The organism is Bifidobacterium cuniculi (assembly GCF_000741575.1).
GTDB classification, from domain to species: Bacteria; Actinomycetota; Actinomycetes; order Actinomycetales; family Bifidobacteriaceae; genus Bifidobacterium; species Bifidobacterium cuniculi.
Map to the genome: position 1 here is coordinate 738,781 of NZ_JGYV01000001.1, position 16,840 is coordinate 755,620.

The 16,840-nt window shown below is 66.7% G+C and carries 12 protein-coding genes and 1 tRNA gene; 11 read left to right on the plus strand and 2 right to left on the minus strand.

Annotation, left to right across the window (positions count from 1 at the left end):
* Positions 1-98 precede the first annotated feature (98 nt).
* The gene (locus tag BCUN_RS03355) at positions 99-1,082 is read right to left on the minus strand and encodes an FKBP-type peptidyl-prolyl cis-trans isomerase (RefSeq protein WP_193345973.1); all 984 of its coding nucleotides are present in this window, start codon (positions 1,080-1,082) and stop codon (positions 99-101) included.
* A 221-nt stretch (positions 1,083-1,303) separates the two neighbouring features.
* Here BCUN_RS03355 and BCUN_RS03360 point away from each other — a divergent pair, with 221 nt between their 5' ends.
* The 3 genes from BCUN_RS03360 (at position 1,304) to BCUN_RS03370 (ending at position 4,637) form a co-directional block, all read left to right on the plus strand.
* The gene (locus BCUN_RS03360; RefSeq protein ID WP_033517849.1) at positions 1,304-2,590 is read left to right on the plus strand and encodes a hypothetical protein; all 1,287 of its coding nucleotides are present in this window, start codon (positions 1,304-1,306) and stop codon (positions 2,588-2,590) included.
* The gene (locus BCUN_RS03365) at positions 2,587-3,591 is read left to right on the plus strand and encodes a DUF8094 domain-containing protein (RefSeq protein WP_033517851.1); all 1,005 of its coding nucleotides are present in this window, start codon (positions 2,587-2,589) and stop codon (positions 3,589-3,591) included. Before BCUN_RS03360 ends, BCUN_RS03365 begins: the two co-directional genes overlap by 4 nt.
* A 101-nt stretch (positions 3,592-3,692) precedes the next feature.
* Positions 3,693-4,637 carry a tetratricopeptide repeat protein gene (locus tag BCUN_RS03370; protein ID WP_033517852.1) on the plus strand — a complete coding sequence of 315 codons (945 nt, stop codon included), beginning with the start codon at positions 3,693-3,695 and terminating at the stop codon, positions 4,635-4,637.
* A 6-nt stretch (positions 4,638-4,643) separates the two neighbouring features.
* On the opposite strand, the gene BCUN_RS03375 is transcribed toward BCUN_RS03370, so the two are convergent.
* The gene (locus BCUN_RS03375; protein WP_033517854.1) at positions 4,644-5,270 is read right to left on the minus strand and encodes a CYTH domain-containing protein; all 627 of its coding nucleotides are present in this window, start codon (positions 5,268-5,270) and stop codon (positions 4,644-4,646) included.
* 129 nt (positions 5,271-5,399) lie between these two features.
* On the opposite strand from BCUN_RS03375, the gene BCUN_RS03380 reads away from it, so the two are divergent.
* From BCUN_RS03380 to BCUN_RS03415, 8 genes are all read left to right on the plus strand, one after another.
* Positions 5,400-5,472: transfer RNA gene (locus tag BCUN_RS03380), tRNA-Arg, on the plus strand.
* Between the two features lie 73 nt (positions 5,473-5,545).
* Positions 5,546-6,988 (plus strand): glycoside hydrolase family 30 protein, encoded by a 1,443-nt coding sequence (locus BCUN_RS03385; protein ID WP_238552299.1) that lies wholly within the window; start codon positions 5,546-5,548, stop codon positions 6,986-6,988.
* Between the two features lie 70 nt (positions 6,989-7,058).
* Positions 7,059-8,849, plus strand: coding sequence for an arginine--tRNA ligase (gene argS, locus BCUN_RS03390; RefSeq protein WP_033518769.1), 1,791 nt, complete (start codon positions 7,059-7,061; stop codon positions 8,847-8,849).
* A 120-nt stretch (positions 8,850-8,969) separates the two neighbouring features.
* Entirely contained in the window at positions 8,970-10,535 is a 1,566-nt protein-coding gene (locus tag BCUN_RS03395) for a diaminopimelate decarboxylase family protein (protein ID WP_033517053.1), read from the plus strand.
* Between the two features lie 93 nt (positions 10,536-10,628).
* Positions 10,629-11,936 carry a homoserine dehydrogenase gene (locus BCUN_RS03400; protein WP_033517055.1) on the plus strand — a complete coding sequence of 436 codons (1,308 nt, stop codon included), beginning with the start codon at positions 10,629-10,631 and terminating at the stop codon, positions 11,934-11,936.
* 36 nt (positions 11,937-11,972) lie between these two features.
* Entirely contained in the window at positions 11,973-12,959 is a 987-nt protein-coding gene (gene thrB, locus BCUN_RS03405) for a homoserine kinase (protein ID WP_033517057.1), read from the plus strand.
* Between the two features lie 172 nt (positions 12,960-13,131).
* Positions 13,132-14,595, plus strand: coding sequence for a tyrosine-protein kinase domain-containing protein (locus tag BCUN_RS03410; RefSeq protein WP_420796463.1), 1,464 nt, complete (start codon positions 13,132-13,134; stop codon positions 14,593-14,595).
* 88 nt (positions 14,596-14,683) lie between these two features.
* Positions 14,684-16,525, plus strand: coding sequence for a DUF4012 domain-containing protein (locus tag BCUN_RS03415; protein WP_081895494.1), 1,842 nt, complete (start codon positions 14,684-14,686; stop codon positions 16,523-16,525).
* Positions 16,526-16,840 lie beyond the last annotated feature (315 nt).

Below are 16,840 nucleotides of genomic sequence, written 5' to 3' on the forward strand. Positions count from 1 at the left end.
AATATGGATCGACCCTCAAGCCAACCGAGAGAAGACTTGAGGGCCGATTTCTTACACACATTTGGGCGGCAACCTGGATAGTTGCTTTTCTTGCCGAATCAGTACTTGCCCAGGATGTCCACCACGAACACCAGCGTGGAGTTCGCGGGGATCTCGCCGTTGTCCTGGTCCCCGTAGCCGAGGTCCGGCGGGATGACCAGCAGGACGCGTGAGCCGACGGTGTGGCCGACCAGGCCTTCCTGCCAGCCCTGGATCATGTTCTGGAGCACCGCGTCATAGGTTTGGCCGCGGTCCCAGGAAGAGTCGAACTGGGTGCCGTCCAGCAGCCAGCCGGTGTAGTTGACGACCACGCCGTAGGTGCCTTCGGCGACCTCGGGGCCCTCGCCCTCGATCAGGGTCTGCGAGACGAGCTTGTCGGAGCCCTTGTAGCCGTTCATGTCGATCGACGGCTTGCCGCCGTCGCCGATCGTGACCTTGGGCAGGTCGGACGGCGGAGTCACGGCCTTGCCCTGGGCGACCTCATAGTCCTTGGACTGGGAGGTCGCGGTGGCGACGAGCATGTAGGACTGGTCCTCGTCGTTGCCGTCGTTGATGGTCACGGCGAAGGTCGTGTTGACCTTCTTGCCCGTCAGCAGCTGGTTGGCGATCTGGCCCAGGGTGGCGTTCGATGCGTCGCCGGGCAGGTTGTCCTCGTCGAGGATGAGCGAGCAGTCCGGCACGTCGTCCGTCCAGGTGGTGGCGACCTCCTCGCCGGAGGTCAGGCCGTACTGGGTCAGCTGCATGCAGATGCGGTTGCCGTTGACGAGGGCGTCGCCGTCGCCCTCCTGCAGGATGGCGGCGGCGTTGTTCTCCGCGGACAGCGGCGCCTTGAAGCTCACTTCTGGCTTCTCGCCGAGCTTGCCGGAGGCGGTGACGCCTTCGAGCTTGGGCAGTTCGGCAGTGGTGGCGGATACGCTGGCCGACGCGGAGGCGTCGGAGGAGGAGTCGCCCCCGCAGGCGGCCATGCCGAGGCCGAGGGCCACGGCGGCGGTGGCGGCTGCAAGCCGCGTGAGGATGCTATGGGTACGTGCATTCGATGTCATGAGTCCCAACCCTATCCGTTCGCCACGATTTGGACCATGCCGTCTCACATTCCTTCACGGAGCTTTCACCGCATGCCCGGCCGCCGCGAAAAGACATCCGCCCATCACCGCGATCGTGCGCGCGCCGCCGCCGTCCGGGCCCCTCGTGCGCACGCCGGCCCTACCGATTCCGGCCGCACCCCATATTCCCCCGAGGGCACACTGCCGGGGTCCCCTGTAGAATGAGCGGTGTGAAGACAGACGACCAGGAAGAACACAGCGAGCCGCGCCACCACCCGGGGCCGACCCGCCATGCCAAGATCATGCGCGGTGTGGTCACCCCCATCTTCGGGCTGCTTGCCGTGGCCTGCATCGTATTCGGCATCCTGAACTCGACCATCTGGAAGCCCAGCCCCAGCATCAACGCGAAGGCCACCGTGCAGGACACCCGGTACCTGCTCGTCGACCCGGGAGTGCTGGACCTCGTGGACAATGCCGTCACCGTGAGCGTGGACGGCGGCGACGAGGCGCGCGCCACCGCGGACCAGACCGAACAGGGCAACCAGCAGGACGCCGTCGACACGGACGTCGACACCGCCTGCATCGCCATCGGTTCGGCGAAGGACGCCGCCGGCTGGCTGTCCGGCGAATCCTACGTGCGCATCACCGGCCTGGAGACGTGGGAGCAGCTGTCGACCTCCGACAAGGAGACGCACGGCACCGCCTCACAGTCCGAGAACCAGGTCAGCTTCGCCGACTCGGACATGTGGACCAAGACCGCCTGCGGCAACGGCACCGCCGAACTGTCCCTCGAGGACGCCACCTCCAGCGAAGTCGCCCTCGTCGACTTCGGTACGAGCGTGCCCGACGCCACCATCACCATGCACTGGATCCGCCAGGACATCCCGAACTTTGCGATGCCATGGTACTTCGCCGGCGGCCTGCTGGCCGTGCTGGCGGTGCTCTCCGCATCCCTGTTCGCCATGGAGCCGCTCGGTCGGCGCAAGCGCGGCAGCGAGCTGCCCGAAGAGCCCGTCAAGCGCAAGCCACAGCCCGAGGAAGTCGGCATCGGCGAGGCATTCGCCGGTTCGCTCTCCAAGCTCAGGCCAACCAGGAGCAAGCACGAGCCGGGCCGTCCCCGCCGCCGCCATGCGCGCAGCCACCAGGAGGACGGCCAGGACACGCCGACCGTGGTCGACCCGTCGTCGCGCAACATGGTCGCTGAACGCGCCCGTACCGCGGAGTCCGGCACCGCCAACGACGAGACGACCTCGGTGATCACCCCCGACGAGCTGACCGCGTACTTCGCCAGGCTCGCGCAGGAAGTCGGCACCGAGGACGCGCCGGCCGGCGGTGACGCGGCCCTCGCGGTCGTCACCGACGACGCCACTGAAGTCGCCGACACGACTGCCGACGGCGCCCCCGAGGGCGCCTCCACCGAGCTGGTGGTTGTGGAAGGCGAGGAAGCGCATAACGTCGCCGAGGAGGAACCCGGCGACGAGACCAGCACGAAGGAGCCGAAGCAATGACCCGACGTCCCCTGTCCATCCTCGTCGCCGGCCTGCTGGCCGCAGGCATGGCGGTGTCGTTCGGCGCCTGCGAAGGCACGGTGCCGCAGGTGAGCGCGCCGACCTCCGACGGTTCGCCGACCCCGGACCTGAGTGAGGCGCAGGAGGAGACAATCCGCACCGACCTGCTCAAGACCATCGAGGACTGCAACAGCCAGAAGGACCCGACGGGCCTGGAGCAGGCGATGACCGGCCCCGAACTGCAGATCCGCACCAGCGAGCTGCTGGTGGCGCAGAAGACCGGCAAGCTCGACGCGAAGACCGCCATCCCCACCGACATCTCCCAGACAGTGATCCCCACGGACAGCGGCTGGCCGCGCAGCGTGTTCACCATCACCGAGACGACCGAGGACCAGCAGTCGAAGCGCCTGCTGGTGTTCACCCAGGGCGACGCGCGCGAGAACTACAAGCTGTGGGGTCTGACCCGACTCTTCCAGGGCGTCTCGATGCCGAAGTTCACCGTGCCGCAGATCGGCTCGGCGATGGGCCACGAGGAGGACGCCGGTCTGGTCATGACGCCGAAGGAGGCGGTGGCCCGCTACGCGGACGTGCTGCAGAACGGCGACCAGAGCCAGTACGCCGGCGACTTCGACGGCGACTACTTCCGCGAGGAGCTCGCCAAGCTGTCCGCGACCGTGCAGGAGGGCATGGAACGCAACAAGGGCACGCAGTCGCAGACCTTCTCGCCCGTCGAGGGACAGATGCAGATCATGCGCACCGCGGACGGCGGCGACCTGGTCGTCGCGCAGATCGACTCCGTCTGGACGCGCACCGCCGGCGAGGGCCGCGAGTCGCAGCCCGCGTCGGACGCCGAGAAGGCGCTCTTCGACGGCAAGGCGACCAGCACCATGAAGGCCACCTACGTGAACGTCATCGCCCTGTATGTGCCCTCGGAGAAGTCGGGGCTCAAGGTCACGGCCGTCGGCGCCGAACGCCAGGTCGTGAAGGTCGAGGCCGTCTGAGCGTGCCTCGCCCTGCCATGCGTGCCCGCGTGAGATACGCGGGCACGCTGTCATAACCGTCATCAGGAATCAAGTACCAAGCAAGGAAACGAGGCATCATCATGGCACAGGACTTCAAGCCGGGCATCTCGCTCGCAGGCGCCGTCGATCTCGAGTCGCTCAAGCACCAGGCGAACGCCGCGCCGGGACAGGCCGGCGGCGCGCCCGCGGCAGGCGGCTACGTCATCGACGTCACCGAATCGAACTTCCAGGCGGTCGTCGAGTCGAGCACCACCTACCCGGTGCTCATGCTCATGTGGATCGCCACCGACAAGCGCTGCTTCCCCATGGCACAGGCCCTCGGCGACGCCGTCAACTCGATGAACGGCCAGCTGCAGCTCGCCCGCGTGGACGTCGCGCAGTACCCGTCGATTGCGCAGGCCTTCGGCGTGCAGGGCGCGCCGGCGCTGTTCGCGCTCATCGGGGGACGGCCGATGCCGATCCTCGAGGGGATGCCCAGCGACGAGGAGCTCACGCAGATCACCGGCCAGGTGCTGCCGCAGCTTGTGCAGGTCGCCGCGCAGGCCGGCGTATCCGGCACCGCGCCGTACATCCACGCCGCCGACGGCGAGGATGCCGCGCCGGCCGAACCGGCCGTCCCCGCCGCGCACGCCGAAGCGCACCGCCTCGCGCAGGCCGGCGACTATGCCGGCGCCGCAGCCGCCTACGAGCAGGTGCTGGAAGCCGACCCCACGGACACGCTCGCCCAGCGTGAACGCGCAAAAGCGCTGCTGCTGGCACGTTCCGCGGACGCGGATGTGCGCGCCGTGCGCGAGGCTGCGGCCGCCGCGCCGGACGACGTCGACGCGCAACTGGCCGTCGCCGACGTGGACATGATCGGCGGCCAGATCCAGGACGCCTTCGACCGGCTGCTCGACTTCGCGGCCGCACACCGCGACCAGATCGAGCCGGTGCGCCGGCGCATGCTCGAGTACTTCCTCATCCCCGAGGCGTCCGACGAGCGCCTCGGACGTGCGCGCCGCCGCCTGGCGACGCTCATGTACTGACGATCCTCACGCTTCCATGGTGTTGCGCCCGAAAAGCTCCTGGAAGCGCGGGCCGTGCTCGCGCAGTTCGCGTTCGTAGCCGTCCGCCCAACCACCGAAGGGGCGCCAGGACAGCTCGTCGTTGCTGAAGCGCGGCTCGTCGGTCACCTCGGTCACGCAGAACCGCGGAATCACCAGGTTCGTGACGGGCGTGCCGCGCAACGCCTCCGCAATCACCAGGGGAGCGTTGGCGCCGCCGAAGACGTCGACGTTCCACCAGTCCTCGCTGATCCATGCGGTCGTACGGTTCTTGACGACCACGTCACGGCAGCGCAGCAGGAGTTCCGCGCCGATGCGCGTGTCGATCTCCCGCTCCGCCTCGTAGCGCGTGCCGCCCACCGACGGTCCCTTGGCCGTCACGGTCGCCACGCGGAAGCCGTCGCGGTGGCGGCGCAGCACGTCGAGGGGATCGAGGCCGGGCGTCATGGGCACGTTGAGCGTGTCCGAACGCAGCCGGACGCGCAGCGCATAGTTGTCCTCGTGCACGAAGTAGCCCTGCACCATGAGCGCCGTCGGCTCATCCTTGAGGTCGTCGGGCATGGCGCGGCAGAAGAACCGTCGTTCGTACTGGAAATCGCCGGCGGGTGCGTCCATCACGCGTGCTGCAAAGTCCATGCGTCCCAGTCTAGTGCCCATTGGGCAGACCGCGGGCTTCCGTACGGAAAAAAGCCGCGGGCGGCTTGCGTCGAAGTCAAGGCTGCGTGTACAGTAGTGCGAGCGTGAGGGCTCGTAGCTCAGTGGATAGAGCGTTCGCCTCCGGAGCGAAAGGCCGTGGGTTCGAACCCCATCGAGCCCACTCACCTCTTTGAGAAATTGTTCATTTTTTTGAACAAAATCTCGCGCGCGTGCGCATGCGTATGATGAACCTCATGCGCATGTTCGTCACCTATGCCAACGCCGCCGACACCGGGCTGGATGCCGCGTTGACCGAAACCGACCCCGCGGCGACCGCGTCGGCCGCCGGCGCGGCCCCGCCGGCCAGCCGCCTGGCCATCCACCCCGCTCGTCCGCGCCAGCACATCGACGGCTTCGGTGCCTCCATGACCGAAGCCAGCGCCTGGCTCTTCCTCAACGCCATGCGCGACCCCGACCGCATCCTGACCGAACTGTTCAGCGACACCGACGGCATCGGACTGTCGCTGCTGCGCCAACCCATCGGCCCGTCCGACCACGTCGTGCGGCCCTACCGCTTCCTGCGCCGCCGCGCCGACCCCACGCTCGACTCCCTCGACTTCTCCCACGAGATCCGCGCCATCCTGCCGCCCGTCGGCGCCGCCGCACGGCTGCGCGCACGCTCCCAGGAAGCGCTGCCGGCCGGGCAGCGCACGCCGCTGCGCGTCATCGCCAGCCCGTGGAGCGCACCGGCGAACATGAAGACCAACCACAGCGTGCTCGGTCGACGGCCCATCAGCCGCCTCATCGGCCGTCTCAAGCCCTCCTCCCACGGCGCCTACGCGGAACTCATCGCACGCTTCTGCGCACTGTACCGCCAGTACGGGGTGGACATCTTCGCCGTCACCCCCGTCAACGAACCCGACCTCGCGCACTCCCTGTGGCCGACGATGGCGATGTCGCCCGCCGAACAGGCGCGCTTCGTGGCGCGCTCGCTGGCGCCGCGGCTGCGCGCACACGGCCTGGGCGACGTGCGCATCCTGTGCTGGGACCACAACTACTCGACCAGGCATTTCCCCGAGGGCCGCTTCGTGCGCGAGGTGTACGCACGGCCGGACGCGCTGGCTGCGCTCGCCGGCTCGGCATGGCACTACTATGGTGGCGACGTGCGCACGCTGGACGCCATCCACCGCGACTGGCCCGACAAGGGCATCTGGGTGACGGAAGCCTCCGGCGGCGACTGGGGGCCGCGCAACTGGGATGCCGCGCTCATGACGATGGGCGGCGCGGTGTGCTCGATGATGCAGCACTGGGCACGCTGCGCGATCCTGTGGAACGTGGCCCTCGACGGGCGGCACGCCCCCGACTGGTACTACGTGCGCCGCCAGCTGCGCCACGCGCAGAACCGCGGCCTGGTGAGCGTGGATCGCGCCACCGGCGAGGTGACACGCAACGCCGATTTCTACGCCCTGGCGCATTTCTCCCGTTTCGTCGCCCCCGGCTCGGCGTGCGTGGACAGCGACCTGTCCGACGGCCGCGGGATGCAGGCCGTCGCCTTTCGCACGGAGCGGTACGGGGTGGTGGCGGTCGTCGTCAACGAGCGCCCGGAAGCCGCCGCCGTGGAGGTGGCCGTGGACGGCGCCCGGCCGGTCCGCGTGACGCTGCCCCCGCGCTCCCTGACCACGCTGACGGATTGCTGACCCCTTCTAGAAATTGTTCATTTTTTCGAACAAAATCTAGAAGGGGACAGCTGTGGCTAGACTGGGCCGAATGAGCCCCGAAGCACTTTCTGAACTGATTTACACCATCGCCCAGGACCTCATCGCCTCCGGACAGGCCGGCACGCTCACCGTCGACCTGCTGCCGCCGGCGGACAAGTTCGCCGTCATGCGCCCCAAGGACCGTGCGCACGGCGACTGGGCTTCCAACGCCGCCATGCAGCTCGCCAAGAAGGCCGGCATGAAGCCGCACGACTTCGCCGAGCTCTTCGCCGCACGCCTCAAGGATGCCGACGGCATCAAGGACGTCGAGGTCGCCGGCCCCGGCTTCATCAACATCACCCTGGACTCCGCCTCCGCCGCCGCGGTCGTCGACCAAGTGCTCGCCGAGGGCACGAAGTTCGGCACCAACGACCATCTGGCCGGCCGTACGCTCAACCTTGAGTTCGTCTCCGCGAACCCCACCGGCCCGATTCATATCGGCGGCACCCGCTGGGCGGCCGTAGGCGACTCCATGGCCCGCGTCCTCGAGGCCAACGGCGCCGAGGTCGTGCGCGAATACTACTTCAACGACCACGGCGAACAGATCAACCGCTTCGCCAAGTCCCTGGTCGCCGCCGCGCACGGCGAGCCGACCCCGTCCGACGGCTACAAGGGCGCCTACATCGACGAGATCGCACGCCGCGTGATCGTTGAAGCCAACGCCGACGGCATCGACATCCTCGACCTCGAGCGCATCGACGGCGGCACCGACGCCGACGGCGAGCCGCTGGGGGAGGGTGACTCCGCCCAGCGCGAGGAGTTCCGCAAGCGCGCCGTGCCCATGATGTTCAGCGAGATCCAGGAATCCATGAAGGAGTTCCGCGTCCGCTTCGACGTGTGGTTCCACGAGAACAGCCTGTACGCCGACGGCGAGGTCGACAAGGCCATCGCCGCCCTGCGCGAGCGCGGCGACATCTTCGAGAAGGACGGCGCCACCTGGTTCGCCAGCACGAAGCACGGCGACGACAAGGACCGCGTCATCGTCAAGTCCGACGGCAACTACGCGTACTTCGCCGCCGACATCGCCTACTACAACAACAAGCGCCACCGCGCCGACCATCCCGCCGACGTCGCCATCTACATGCTCGGCGCCGACCACCACGGCTACATCGGCCGCATGATGGCCATGTGCGCCGCCTTCGGCGACCAGCCGGGCGAGAACATGCAGATCCTCATCGGCCAGCTCGTCAACGTGATGAAGGACGGCAAGCCCGTGCGCATGTCCAAGCGCGCCGGCAACGTCGTCACCATCGACGACCTCATCGACGCGATCGGCGTGGACGCCTCCCGCTATTCGCTGGCACGCACCGACTACAATTCGCCGGTCGACATCGACCTCGACCTGCTCGCCTCGCATTCCAACGACAACCCCGTCTACTACGTGCAGTACGCGCACGCACGCTCCTGCAACGTCGACCGCAACGCCGCCGCCGCGAACATCGAGCGTGACGCGGCCGACCTGGCGCTCCTGGACACCGCGGCCGACGGCGAGGTGCTCGCCCAGCTCGCGCAGTGGCCGGCCGTGCTGCGCGAGGCCGGCGACCTGCGCGCTCCGCACCGCGTGGCCCACTACCTCGAGGACCTGGCTGCCGCCTACCACAAGTGGTACAACGTCGAGCGCGTCGTGCCCATGGCCCTGACCGAGGCCGAGGAACGCCGCGACGACGCCGAGGCCCTGCGCATCGCCAAGTGCCCCGAACCCGCCCGCACCGCCGCCCGCCTCAAACTCAACGACGCCGTGCAGCAGGTCATCGCCAACGGCCTGGAGCTGCTGGGCGTGAGCGCGCCGGACAAGATGTGATATTAGAAATTGTTCATTTTTCTGAACAAAATCTCAGGACGGGCCGCGCCGGCGGCCCGCGTCCTAGATTTTGTTCAGAGAAATGAACAATTTCTCAGGACGTGACGTAAGGACCCCACCATGCTGACTTTCATCTGGCCCACCGCGGCCGACCGCGACGACTCCGGCGCCATCGCCTTCCACGGCATCACCGCCGCGCAACTGCTCGACGAGTTCGGCTCGCCGCTCTACGTCATCGACGTCGACGAAGTGCGCGACCGCGCACGCTTCTTCCGCAAGGCGGCACAGGACGCCTTCGCCAACACCACCGTGCATGTCAGCTACGCCGCCAAGGCCTTCCTGAGCAAACAGGTCGCGCGCATCGTCACCGAGGCGGGGCTCTACCTGGACACCTGCACCATGGGGGAGATGCGCATCGCGCTTGCCGCCGGCGTGCCCGGCCGCCGTCTCGTGCTGCACGGCAACAACAAGTCCGACGAGGAGATCGCCCTGGCCATCCGGGAAGGCTTCGACAAGATCGTCGTCGACGAACCCGGCGAACCGGCGCGCATCGCCCGCATCGCCCGCGAACTGGGCAAGCGCGCCCGCGTCATGCTGCGCGTCACCTCCGGCATCCACGCCGGCGGCCACGAATACGTCTCCACCGCCCACGAGGACCAGAAGTTCGGCGTGGCGCTCCTGCCCGTCGGCGCCGACACCACCATCGTCGACCGTGCCACCGCGCTCGCCGACGCCTCGCCCGCCGTCGCCAACGCCCTCATGGCCGAGACCCGCGCCGAAGAGGACGGCCGCACCCTCGACCATTCGGTACGCTACCCCTATGACCTCAAGGCCACCGACGTCACCGAGGACGACCGCATCCTGGCGGCCGCCATGGAACTCATCGCCAACGGCCCCGCCCTGCAGGTCCTCCAGGCCATCGCCAAGGAGGACGACGCCCTCGAACTCGTCGGCATCCACACGCACATCGGCTCCAACATCCACGACGCCGACGCCTTCATCCAGTCCGCCCGCCGCATGATGCTGCTGCGCAAGACCTTCTACGCCACCAACGGCGTCACCCTGCCCGAGGTCGACCTCGGCGGCGGCTACTCCGTCGCCTACACCGACGGCGAGGACGCCATGGACGTGCGCGCCGAACTCGCCCGCCTCGCCGGCGCCGTCGGCGACACCAACCGCATCCTCGGCATGCCCATGCCCGTCATCTCCTTCGAACCCGGCCGCTGGATCGTCGCCCCCGCCGGCGTCACCCTCTACCGCGTCGGCACCGTCAAGACCGTGCAGCTGGCCGGCGTGACCGACGACGACGGCCACGAAGTGGCCGAACGCACCTACGTCTCCGTCGACGGCGGCATGTCCGACAACATCCGTCCCGCACTCTACGACGCCGACTACACCGCCGCGCTCGCCAACCGCGAAGGCAGCGAGGAGACGCGGCTGAGCCGCGTGGTGGGCATGCACTGCGAGTCCGGCGACATCGTCGTGAAGACCGCGCAGCTGCCTGCCGACATCACGCGCGGCGACCTGCTGGCCGTGCCCGTGACCGGCGCCTATGGGCGCACGATGGCCAGCAACTACAACCAGGCCCTGATCCCCGCCGTCGTCGCGGTGGGGGAGGACGGCGCGCACGTGATGATGCGCCGCCAGACCGTGGAGGACCTGCTGGACCTGGACGTCAGCGAGTAGGACCGGGAATCCCGAGATGGCCCCGGCCATGCCGGTGGCCAGTCGGTACAATGGCCCCTTAGGAAACCAACCACCCATGGAAGGACGCTCACCGTGGCAGACAACACCCCCATCCGCGTAGGACTCCTCGGCGCCGGCACCGTCGGCTCCCAGACGGCACGCCTACTCGTCGAGCAGCAGGACGAACTGGCGCAGCGCATCGGACGGCCAATCGAACTGTCCGGCGTGGCCTGCCTCGACCCCGAGGAAGTCGACTTCCCCTGGATCGACAAGTCCCTGCTCACCAGCGACACCATGAGCGTGGTGAGGAACGCGGACATCGTCGTCGAACTCATCGGCGGCACCGGCGTGGCCCGCACCTTCGTACTCGAGGCCCTGAACAACGGCGCCTCCGTGGTCACCGCCAACAAGGCGCTCCTGGCCAAGTACGGCCCTGAACTCTACAGGGCCGCGGAAGACCACCATGCGGACATCTACTTCGAGGCGGCGGTCGGCGGCGCCATCCCGATCGTGCGCCCCCTGCGCGAATCCCTCGTGGGCGACCAGGTCAAGGACATGCTCGGCATCGTCAACGGCACCACCAACTACATCCTCGACGAGATGACAACCAAGGGCCTCGACTTCGACGTCGCTCTCAAGGATGCCCAGGCCAAGGGCTACGCGGAAGCCGACCCGACCGGTGACATCGAGGGCGAGGACGCCGCCAACAAGGCCGCCATCATGGCCACCCTCGCCTACCACACCAACGTCGGCATCGACGACGTCACCGTGGAGGGCATCACCGCCATCACCGCCGACGACATCTCCGCCGCCACCGCCGAGCACCGCGTCATCAAGCTGCTCGCCGTCGTCGACAAGTCCGACGCCGGCGTCTCCGCACGCGTCTACCCGGCCCTCATCAAGGACGAACACCCCCTGGCCAGCGTCCGCGGCTCCTTCAACGCCGTCTTCCTGCGCGCCGAATACGCCGACGACCTCATGTTCTACGGCCGTGGCGCCGGCGGCGCACCCACCGCCTCCGCCGTCGTCGGCGACATCGTCACCGTCGCCCGCCACATCGCCGCCGGTTGCACCGGCCCGGCGATCCGCATGTACAACGACTATCCGATCGCGCCGCTGAGCGCCTCCAAGGCTGCCTTCGCCGTGCGCTTCCTCATCCACGACAACCCAGGCGTGCTGGCGCAGATCTCCGCGGTCTTCGCGAAGAACGGCGTCTCCATCAACGGCGTCAACCAGGACTTGAAGCCCACGCTCAAGGACCCCGGCTACGACGGCGAGATCCAGCAGCTGCGCCTCGTCACCCACATGACCGACGAGATCACGCTGCGCGCCACCGTCGAAGAAGTGTGCGCACTCGACTGCGTCACCGGCACGCCGTCCATCCTGCGCGTCCTCGACTGAATACGCCAGACCCACCACAGAGAGAAGAGAACAACGATGGAACCGGTCACCCACAAGGTGCGCGTCCGCGTGCCTGCCACCAGCGCCAACCTCGGCTCGGGCTTCGACACCGTCGGCCTCGCGCTCGACTACCACGACGAACTCGAGTTCACGCTGTGTGCCGACCCGCTCAACAAGGCGGCGCAGGTGCTCATCGAGGGCGAAGGCGCGGACACGTTGCCCCGCGACGAATCGCACCTCGTGGTCGCCACCTTCCGGCGCGCCTGCGAGCACTTCGGGCTGGCCAGGACCGGTTTCATCCTCGAAGCGCACAACAACATCCCCCAGGCGCGTGGCATGGGCTCCTCGGCCGAGGCCATCGTCGCCGCCATCACCGCCGCCTACGCCTTCAGCCACGACGGCGAACTCGACCGCGACGCCGTCTTCGAACTCGCCGCCCGCATCGAAGGCCACCCCGACAACGTGGCCCCCGCCGTCTACGGAGGCATGACCGTCTCCTGGACCGACGCCGCCGACACCCGCGTGTTCGGAGACGGCAGCGTCGTCAACGACGGCTACCGCACCGTGCGCTACCTGGTCGACCCCTCCATGACCGCCACCGTCTTCGTGCCCGACTACGAACTGTCCACCGCCAAGGCGCGCGAGGCGCTACCCGCCACCGTACCCTTCGCCGACGCCGTGCACAACGTCGCGCGCGCCAGCCTGCTCATCGGCGCCATGAACCCTGCCGCGCTCGCGGATCGGCAGGACCCCAACGCGCTGCTCATGACCGCCACCGAGGACCGCATGCACCAGCAGTACCGTGGCCCCCTCATGCAGCCGTCCGCCGACCTCATCGCCAAGCTGCGCGCCGCCGGCTTCGCGGCGGCCGTCTCCGGCGCCGGCCCCTGCGTGCTCGTCCTGCACGCCGGCGACGCCGACGCCATCATCGACGCCGTCGCCACCGAACAGCTCGAATCGGGACATTGGAAGGTGCTCCACCTGCCGATCGACGCGGCGGGCGTGCAGGTGTCGCGCAGCTGACCGCAGCGGCCACGCACGGCGGCGTCCCAGCGACTCGGTAGGATGGTGGACTGCAGAGTGTCGGAACAAGCCGCCGGTGCGTCCGTGGATATTGTGTCTGCGGATGGTTGGGGCGCATGAGATCAAGGACGGGATGCATCAGGAGATGTCTGAACTCAATACGGGGCAACAAATGGGAGCCACTACTGCTCCAGCAGACGGTGGAGACAGCATGACATTTTCCGATTTGTTGGCCATCATCCGGAAACACGTCATCACCATTGCCATCACTTTTGTAGTGACAGTCACAGCGGTTTGTGCTTTCACGGCCGTTTCGCCAGTGAAATACACCACTACCACACAGCTCTTCGCCACTTATAACGATGCCTCCGGCAGTCAGGCGAACATGAGTGAGCAAAACAACGGCAGCTCTTATATTATGAGCCAGATCAAGTCCTATCCGGCCCTTACCGCTACGCAGACTGTCCTGCAGCCGGTAATCGAGGAACTCGACCTGAATACCAGTGCCAGCACGTTGGGCGAGACCATCAGCGTGACCAATCCGGACAATACGGCTTTCGTCAACATATCCGTCACGGGCACCGACCCGACGCAAACCACTGACATCGCCAACGCCGTCGCCCGCTCCCTGAGCAACGTGGTCGAGAAGTCGTTGTATGCTACTGGCTCACGTTCCGCCATCAAATTGTCCATCGTACAACCCGCAGTACGACCTACGGCCCCCAGTTCGCCGAAGTGGAAGCTCAATGTCCTCGTCGGAATCGTCGGTGGCCTTGTCCTTGGTGTTTTCGCGGCTCTTCTGAAAGACGTGCTGAGCAAGAAGATCGAGGACGAAGACGAGCTTGGCGAGTACCTGAGCGCTCCAATCGTGGGGCGCATCCCCGAGGATGAACTGCTCAATGAGACTTCACCTGCGGTGATTTGCCAACCGGGCAGCCCGATTGCCGAGGATTACCGTCGTATCCGTACCAATTTGTCATTCATCGCACCGGTGGACGACACTCATTGCCGACTCATCATCACCACCTCCACCGGCGCCAGCGAAGGAAAGACGACGACCTCTGTCAATGTCGCGGCCGCGCTTGCCGAGAACGGCGCCAAGGTACTGCTCATCGACGCAGACCTGCGCTCCCCTTCGGTGGCCAAGAAGCTCGACATCGACGGCTCCGCCGGCCTCGCCCACGTGCTCTCCGGCCAGGCGTCCGTCAAGGACGTCGTGCAGCGCTACTGGAAGGGCAACCTGCATATCATGCCTGCCGGCCCCAAGCCGCCGAACGCCTCCACGTTGCTCAATTCGCCGGTCATGGTGGAGCTGCTCAACAACGCCATGCAGCAGTACGACTACGTGATCATCGACACCGCCCCGATGGTGGTGGCCAACGACGCCATCATCTTCGTGCGCCGTGGCGGCTCCCTGATCATGGTCTGCCGTCGCGACCGCACCCTCAAGCACGATCTGCGCGAGATCAACGAGGAGCTGACGACCCTCGACCTGTCCGTCACCGGCGTGGTCTTCAACTGTGCCAAGGACAACAAGAAGGGCAGCGGCTACGGCAATTACTATTATTACTATTCGAGCAACGATTCGGACACGGACAAGAAAAAGGGACACAGACTGCGTCAACGCAAGAAGTGAGCTTCTTGCCTGCCGACCGCGCCGCGGCTCGACCCGACAGGGCGGTGCCGCGGCGCTTTCTGCATGACCGACTGAAACCAGGGGATCCATGACACAGGAACAGGTACACGACAGTTCGACAAGCCGTCATCACCATCATCACCATCATCACCGCCACCGCCGCAGGATCTGGCCGTGGGTCGTCGGCATCCTCGGCGTGCTCATCGTGGCGTTGCTCGCCGTGGCCAGCGTCATGGGCATGCAGTTCATGCGTCAGGCGAAGCAGGTGCAGGCGCATGAGACGCAGGCCATCGCGGTGCTCAAGGGTGCCGCCGACGTGGCCGACGCCGGGCAGGGAGCAAAGGATGCGCTGCCCAAGGCGCAGGCGGAAGCCAAGGAAGCTTCGCGCATCGCCCACGGTTCCCTGTGGAACTTCATGGCCGCGGTGCCTTTCGTAGGCACCGACGTGACCACCGTGCAGGGCATGACCAACGTGGTCGATGCCGTGGTAAGCGATACGCTTCCGCAGTTCCTCGACGCCTTCAGCACCCTGAGCCATGACAACCTGGCGACCAGCGACGGCATCAACCTGCAGCCGATCGTGGACGCCGAACCCGCCATCGACAAGGCGAACGCCTCCCTGCAGGCGCAGGTGGAGCGCTATGATGCGCTGCCGCAGCCCACCATCGGCATGGTGGCCGACGCCTACGACCAGGGCAAGGAACAGCTTGGCACGCTGGGGGAGAAAGTCGACGCCCTGGCCAACACCTTCACCATGCTGCCTGTGTTCCTGGGCCACGGCGGCGAACAGACCTACGCCATCATGGCCATGACCACCTCCGAGATGCGCTCCTCGGGCGGCCTGATCGGCTCGGTGGGGGAGATGACCACGCACGACGGCACCATCGACATCGGCGACTTCCGTCCGAATGGCGACTACCTGCCGTACGGCGTGGCGGATCGCACGGACGACGAGAAGCGCATCTTCACCACGGACGGCCCCTTGCACATGTCCTTCGACATCCGCGACCTGGCGGTCTATCCGGACACCCAAGGCGTGGCCGAAGGCATGCGTACCATCTGGAACCGCACGCCGTGGGGCGCCGAGCAGCCGCTGGACGGCGTGGTGCTCGTGGACCCTGTCTTCGTGCAGGAGATCATCGCCGTCAACGGTGACGTCACCCTCGACGACGGCACCGTGCTCACCGGTGAGAACACCGCGCAGTACCTGCTCAACGACGTCTACAAGAACCATGACGGCACCGAGTCCGACGTGATCTTCGCCGAAGTGGCCTCCCGTTGCATCGACGACATGTTCGAGAACATCTCCATCGGCAAGCTGGCCAAGCTGGCGAACACGCTCGACGAACTGGCCAAGGAACGTCACTTCTCCATGTACTCCTTCGACAGCGACCTGGAGACGAAGATCCTGGAGGCCGGCTTCACCGCCACCACACCCGCCGACGAAAGCAACCCGCAGGTCGGCGTCTACCTGACCGAGCAGAACCCCTCGAAGCTCGGCTGGTACATCAAGCGCACCTCCAAGATCACCACGCTGGAATGCGCCGACGACCACAGCTGCACCTACCACGTGGAGTACACGCTGCACAACACGCTCACCGAGGATGAGCTCAAGGACCTGCCCGGCTACATCGCGAGCATCGACCAGGCCAACCGCGGCATCGCCATGGAGAAGATCCTGTTCTACCCGCCAGCCGGCGGTTCGATCAGCAACATCGTGGAGCTCGGCGGCAAGGCGAATGCCGTGCAGAAGGACACGCTGAACGGCAACACCATCTACCGGTCGACGGTGGAGATCCGCCCCGGACAGGAAGTGACCTACTCCTTCGACGTGACCACCTCGACCAAGGCGAAGACCAAGCTGACCATCGACCAGACCCCGATGGGGTGGCGGGGGACCGGCGAGGAGGACGGGGGCCAGGCGAAGTAGTCCTGGCCGCTCGACGACGGACGATGCCCACCATGCAGATGGCCGCATGGTGGGCATCGTCCGTCCGGGGCGGGACACGCCGGGTTCAGCTGGAGGCGTGGCGAAGACCACAGCCGGTGCCAACCCTTGTCTTTCCTTGGATGTCGCTCATAGCTGAAGCGCTTAGGCTGTCTCATTATGTATGCAACCGTTATCCGATTATGAGATGAAGTCGTGTCTTTAAGCTCCATTGGCTATAATGCTGCAATGCGAACGGTTGCACCATGGCGCTGCGCTGAAGAAGCGCCAGGTTGCTTGCCTTGGCAGATAGGTAAA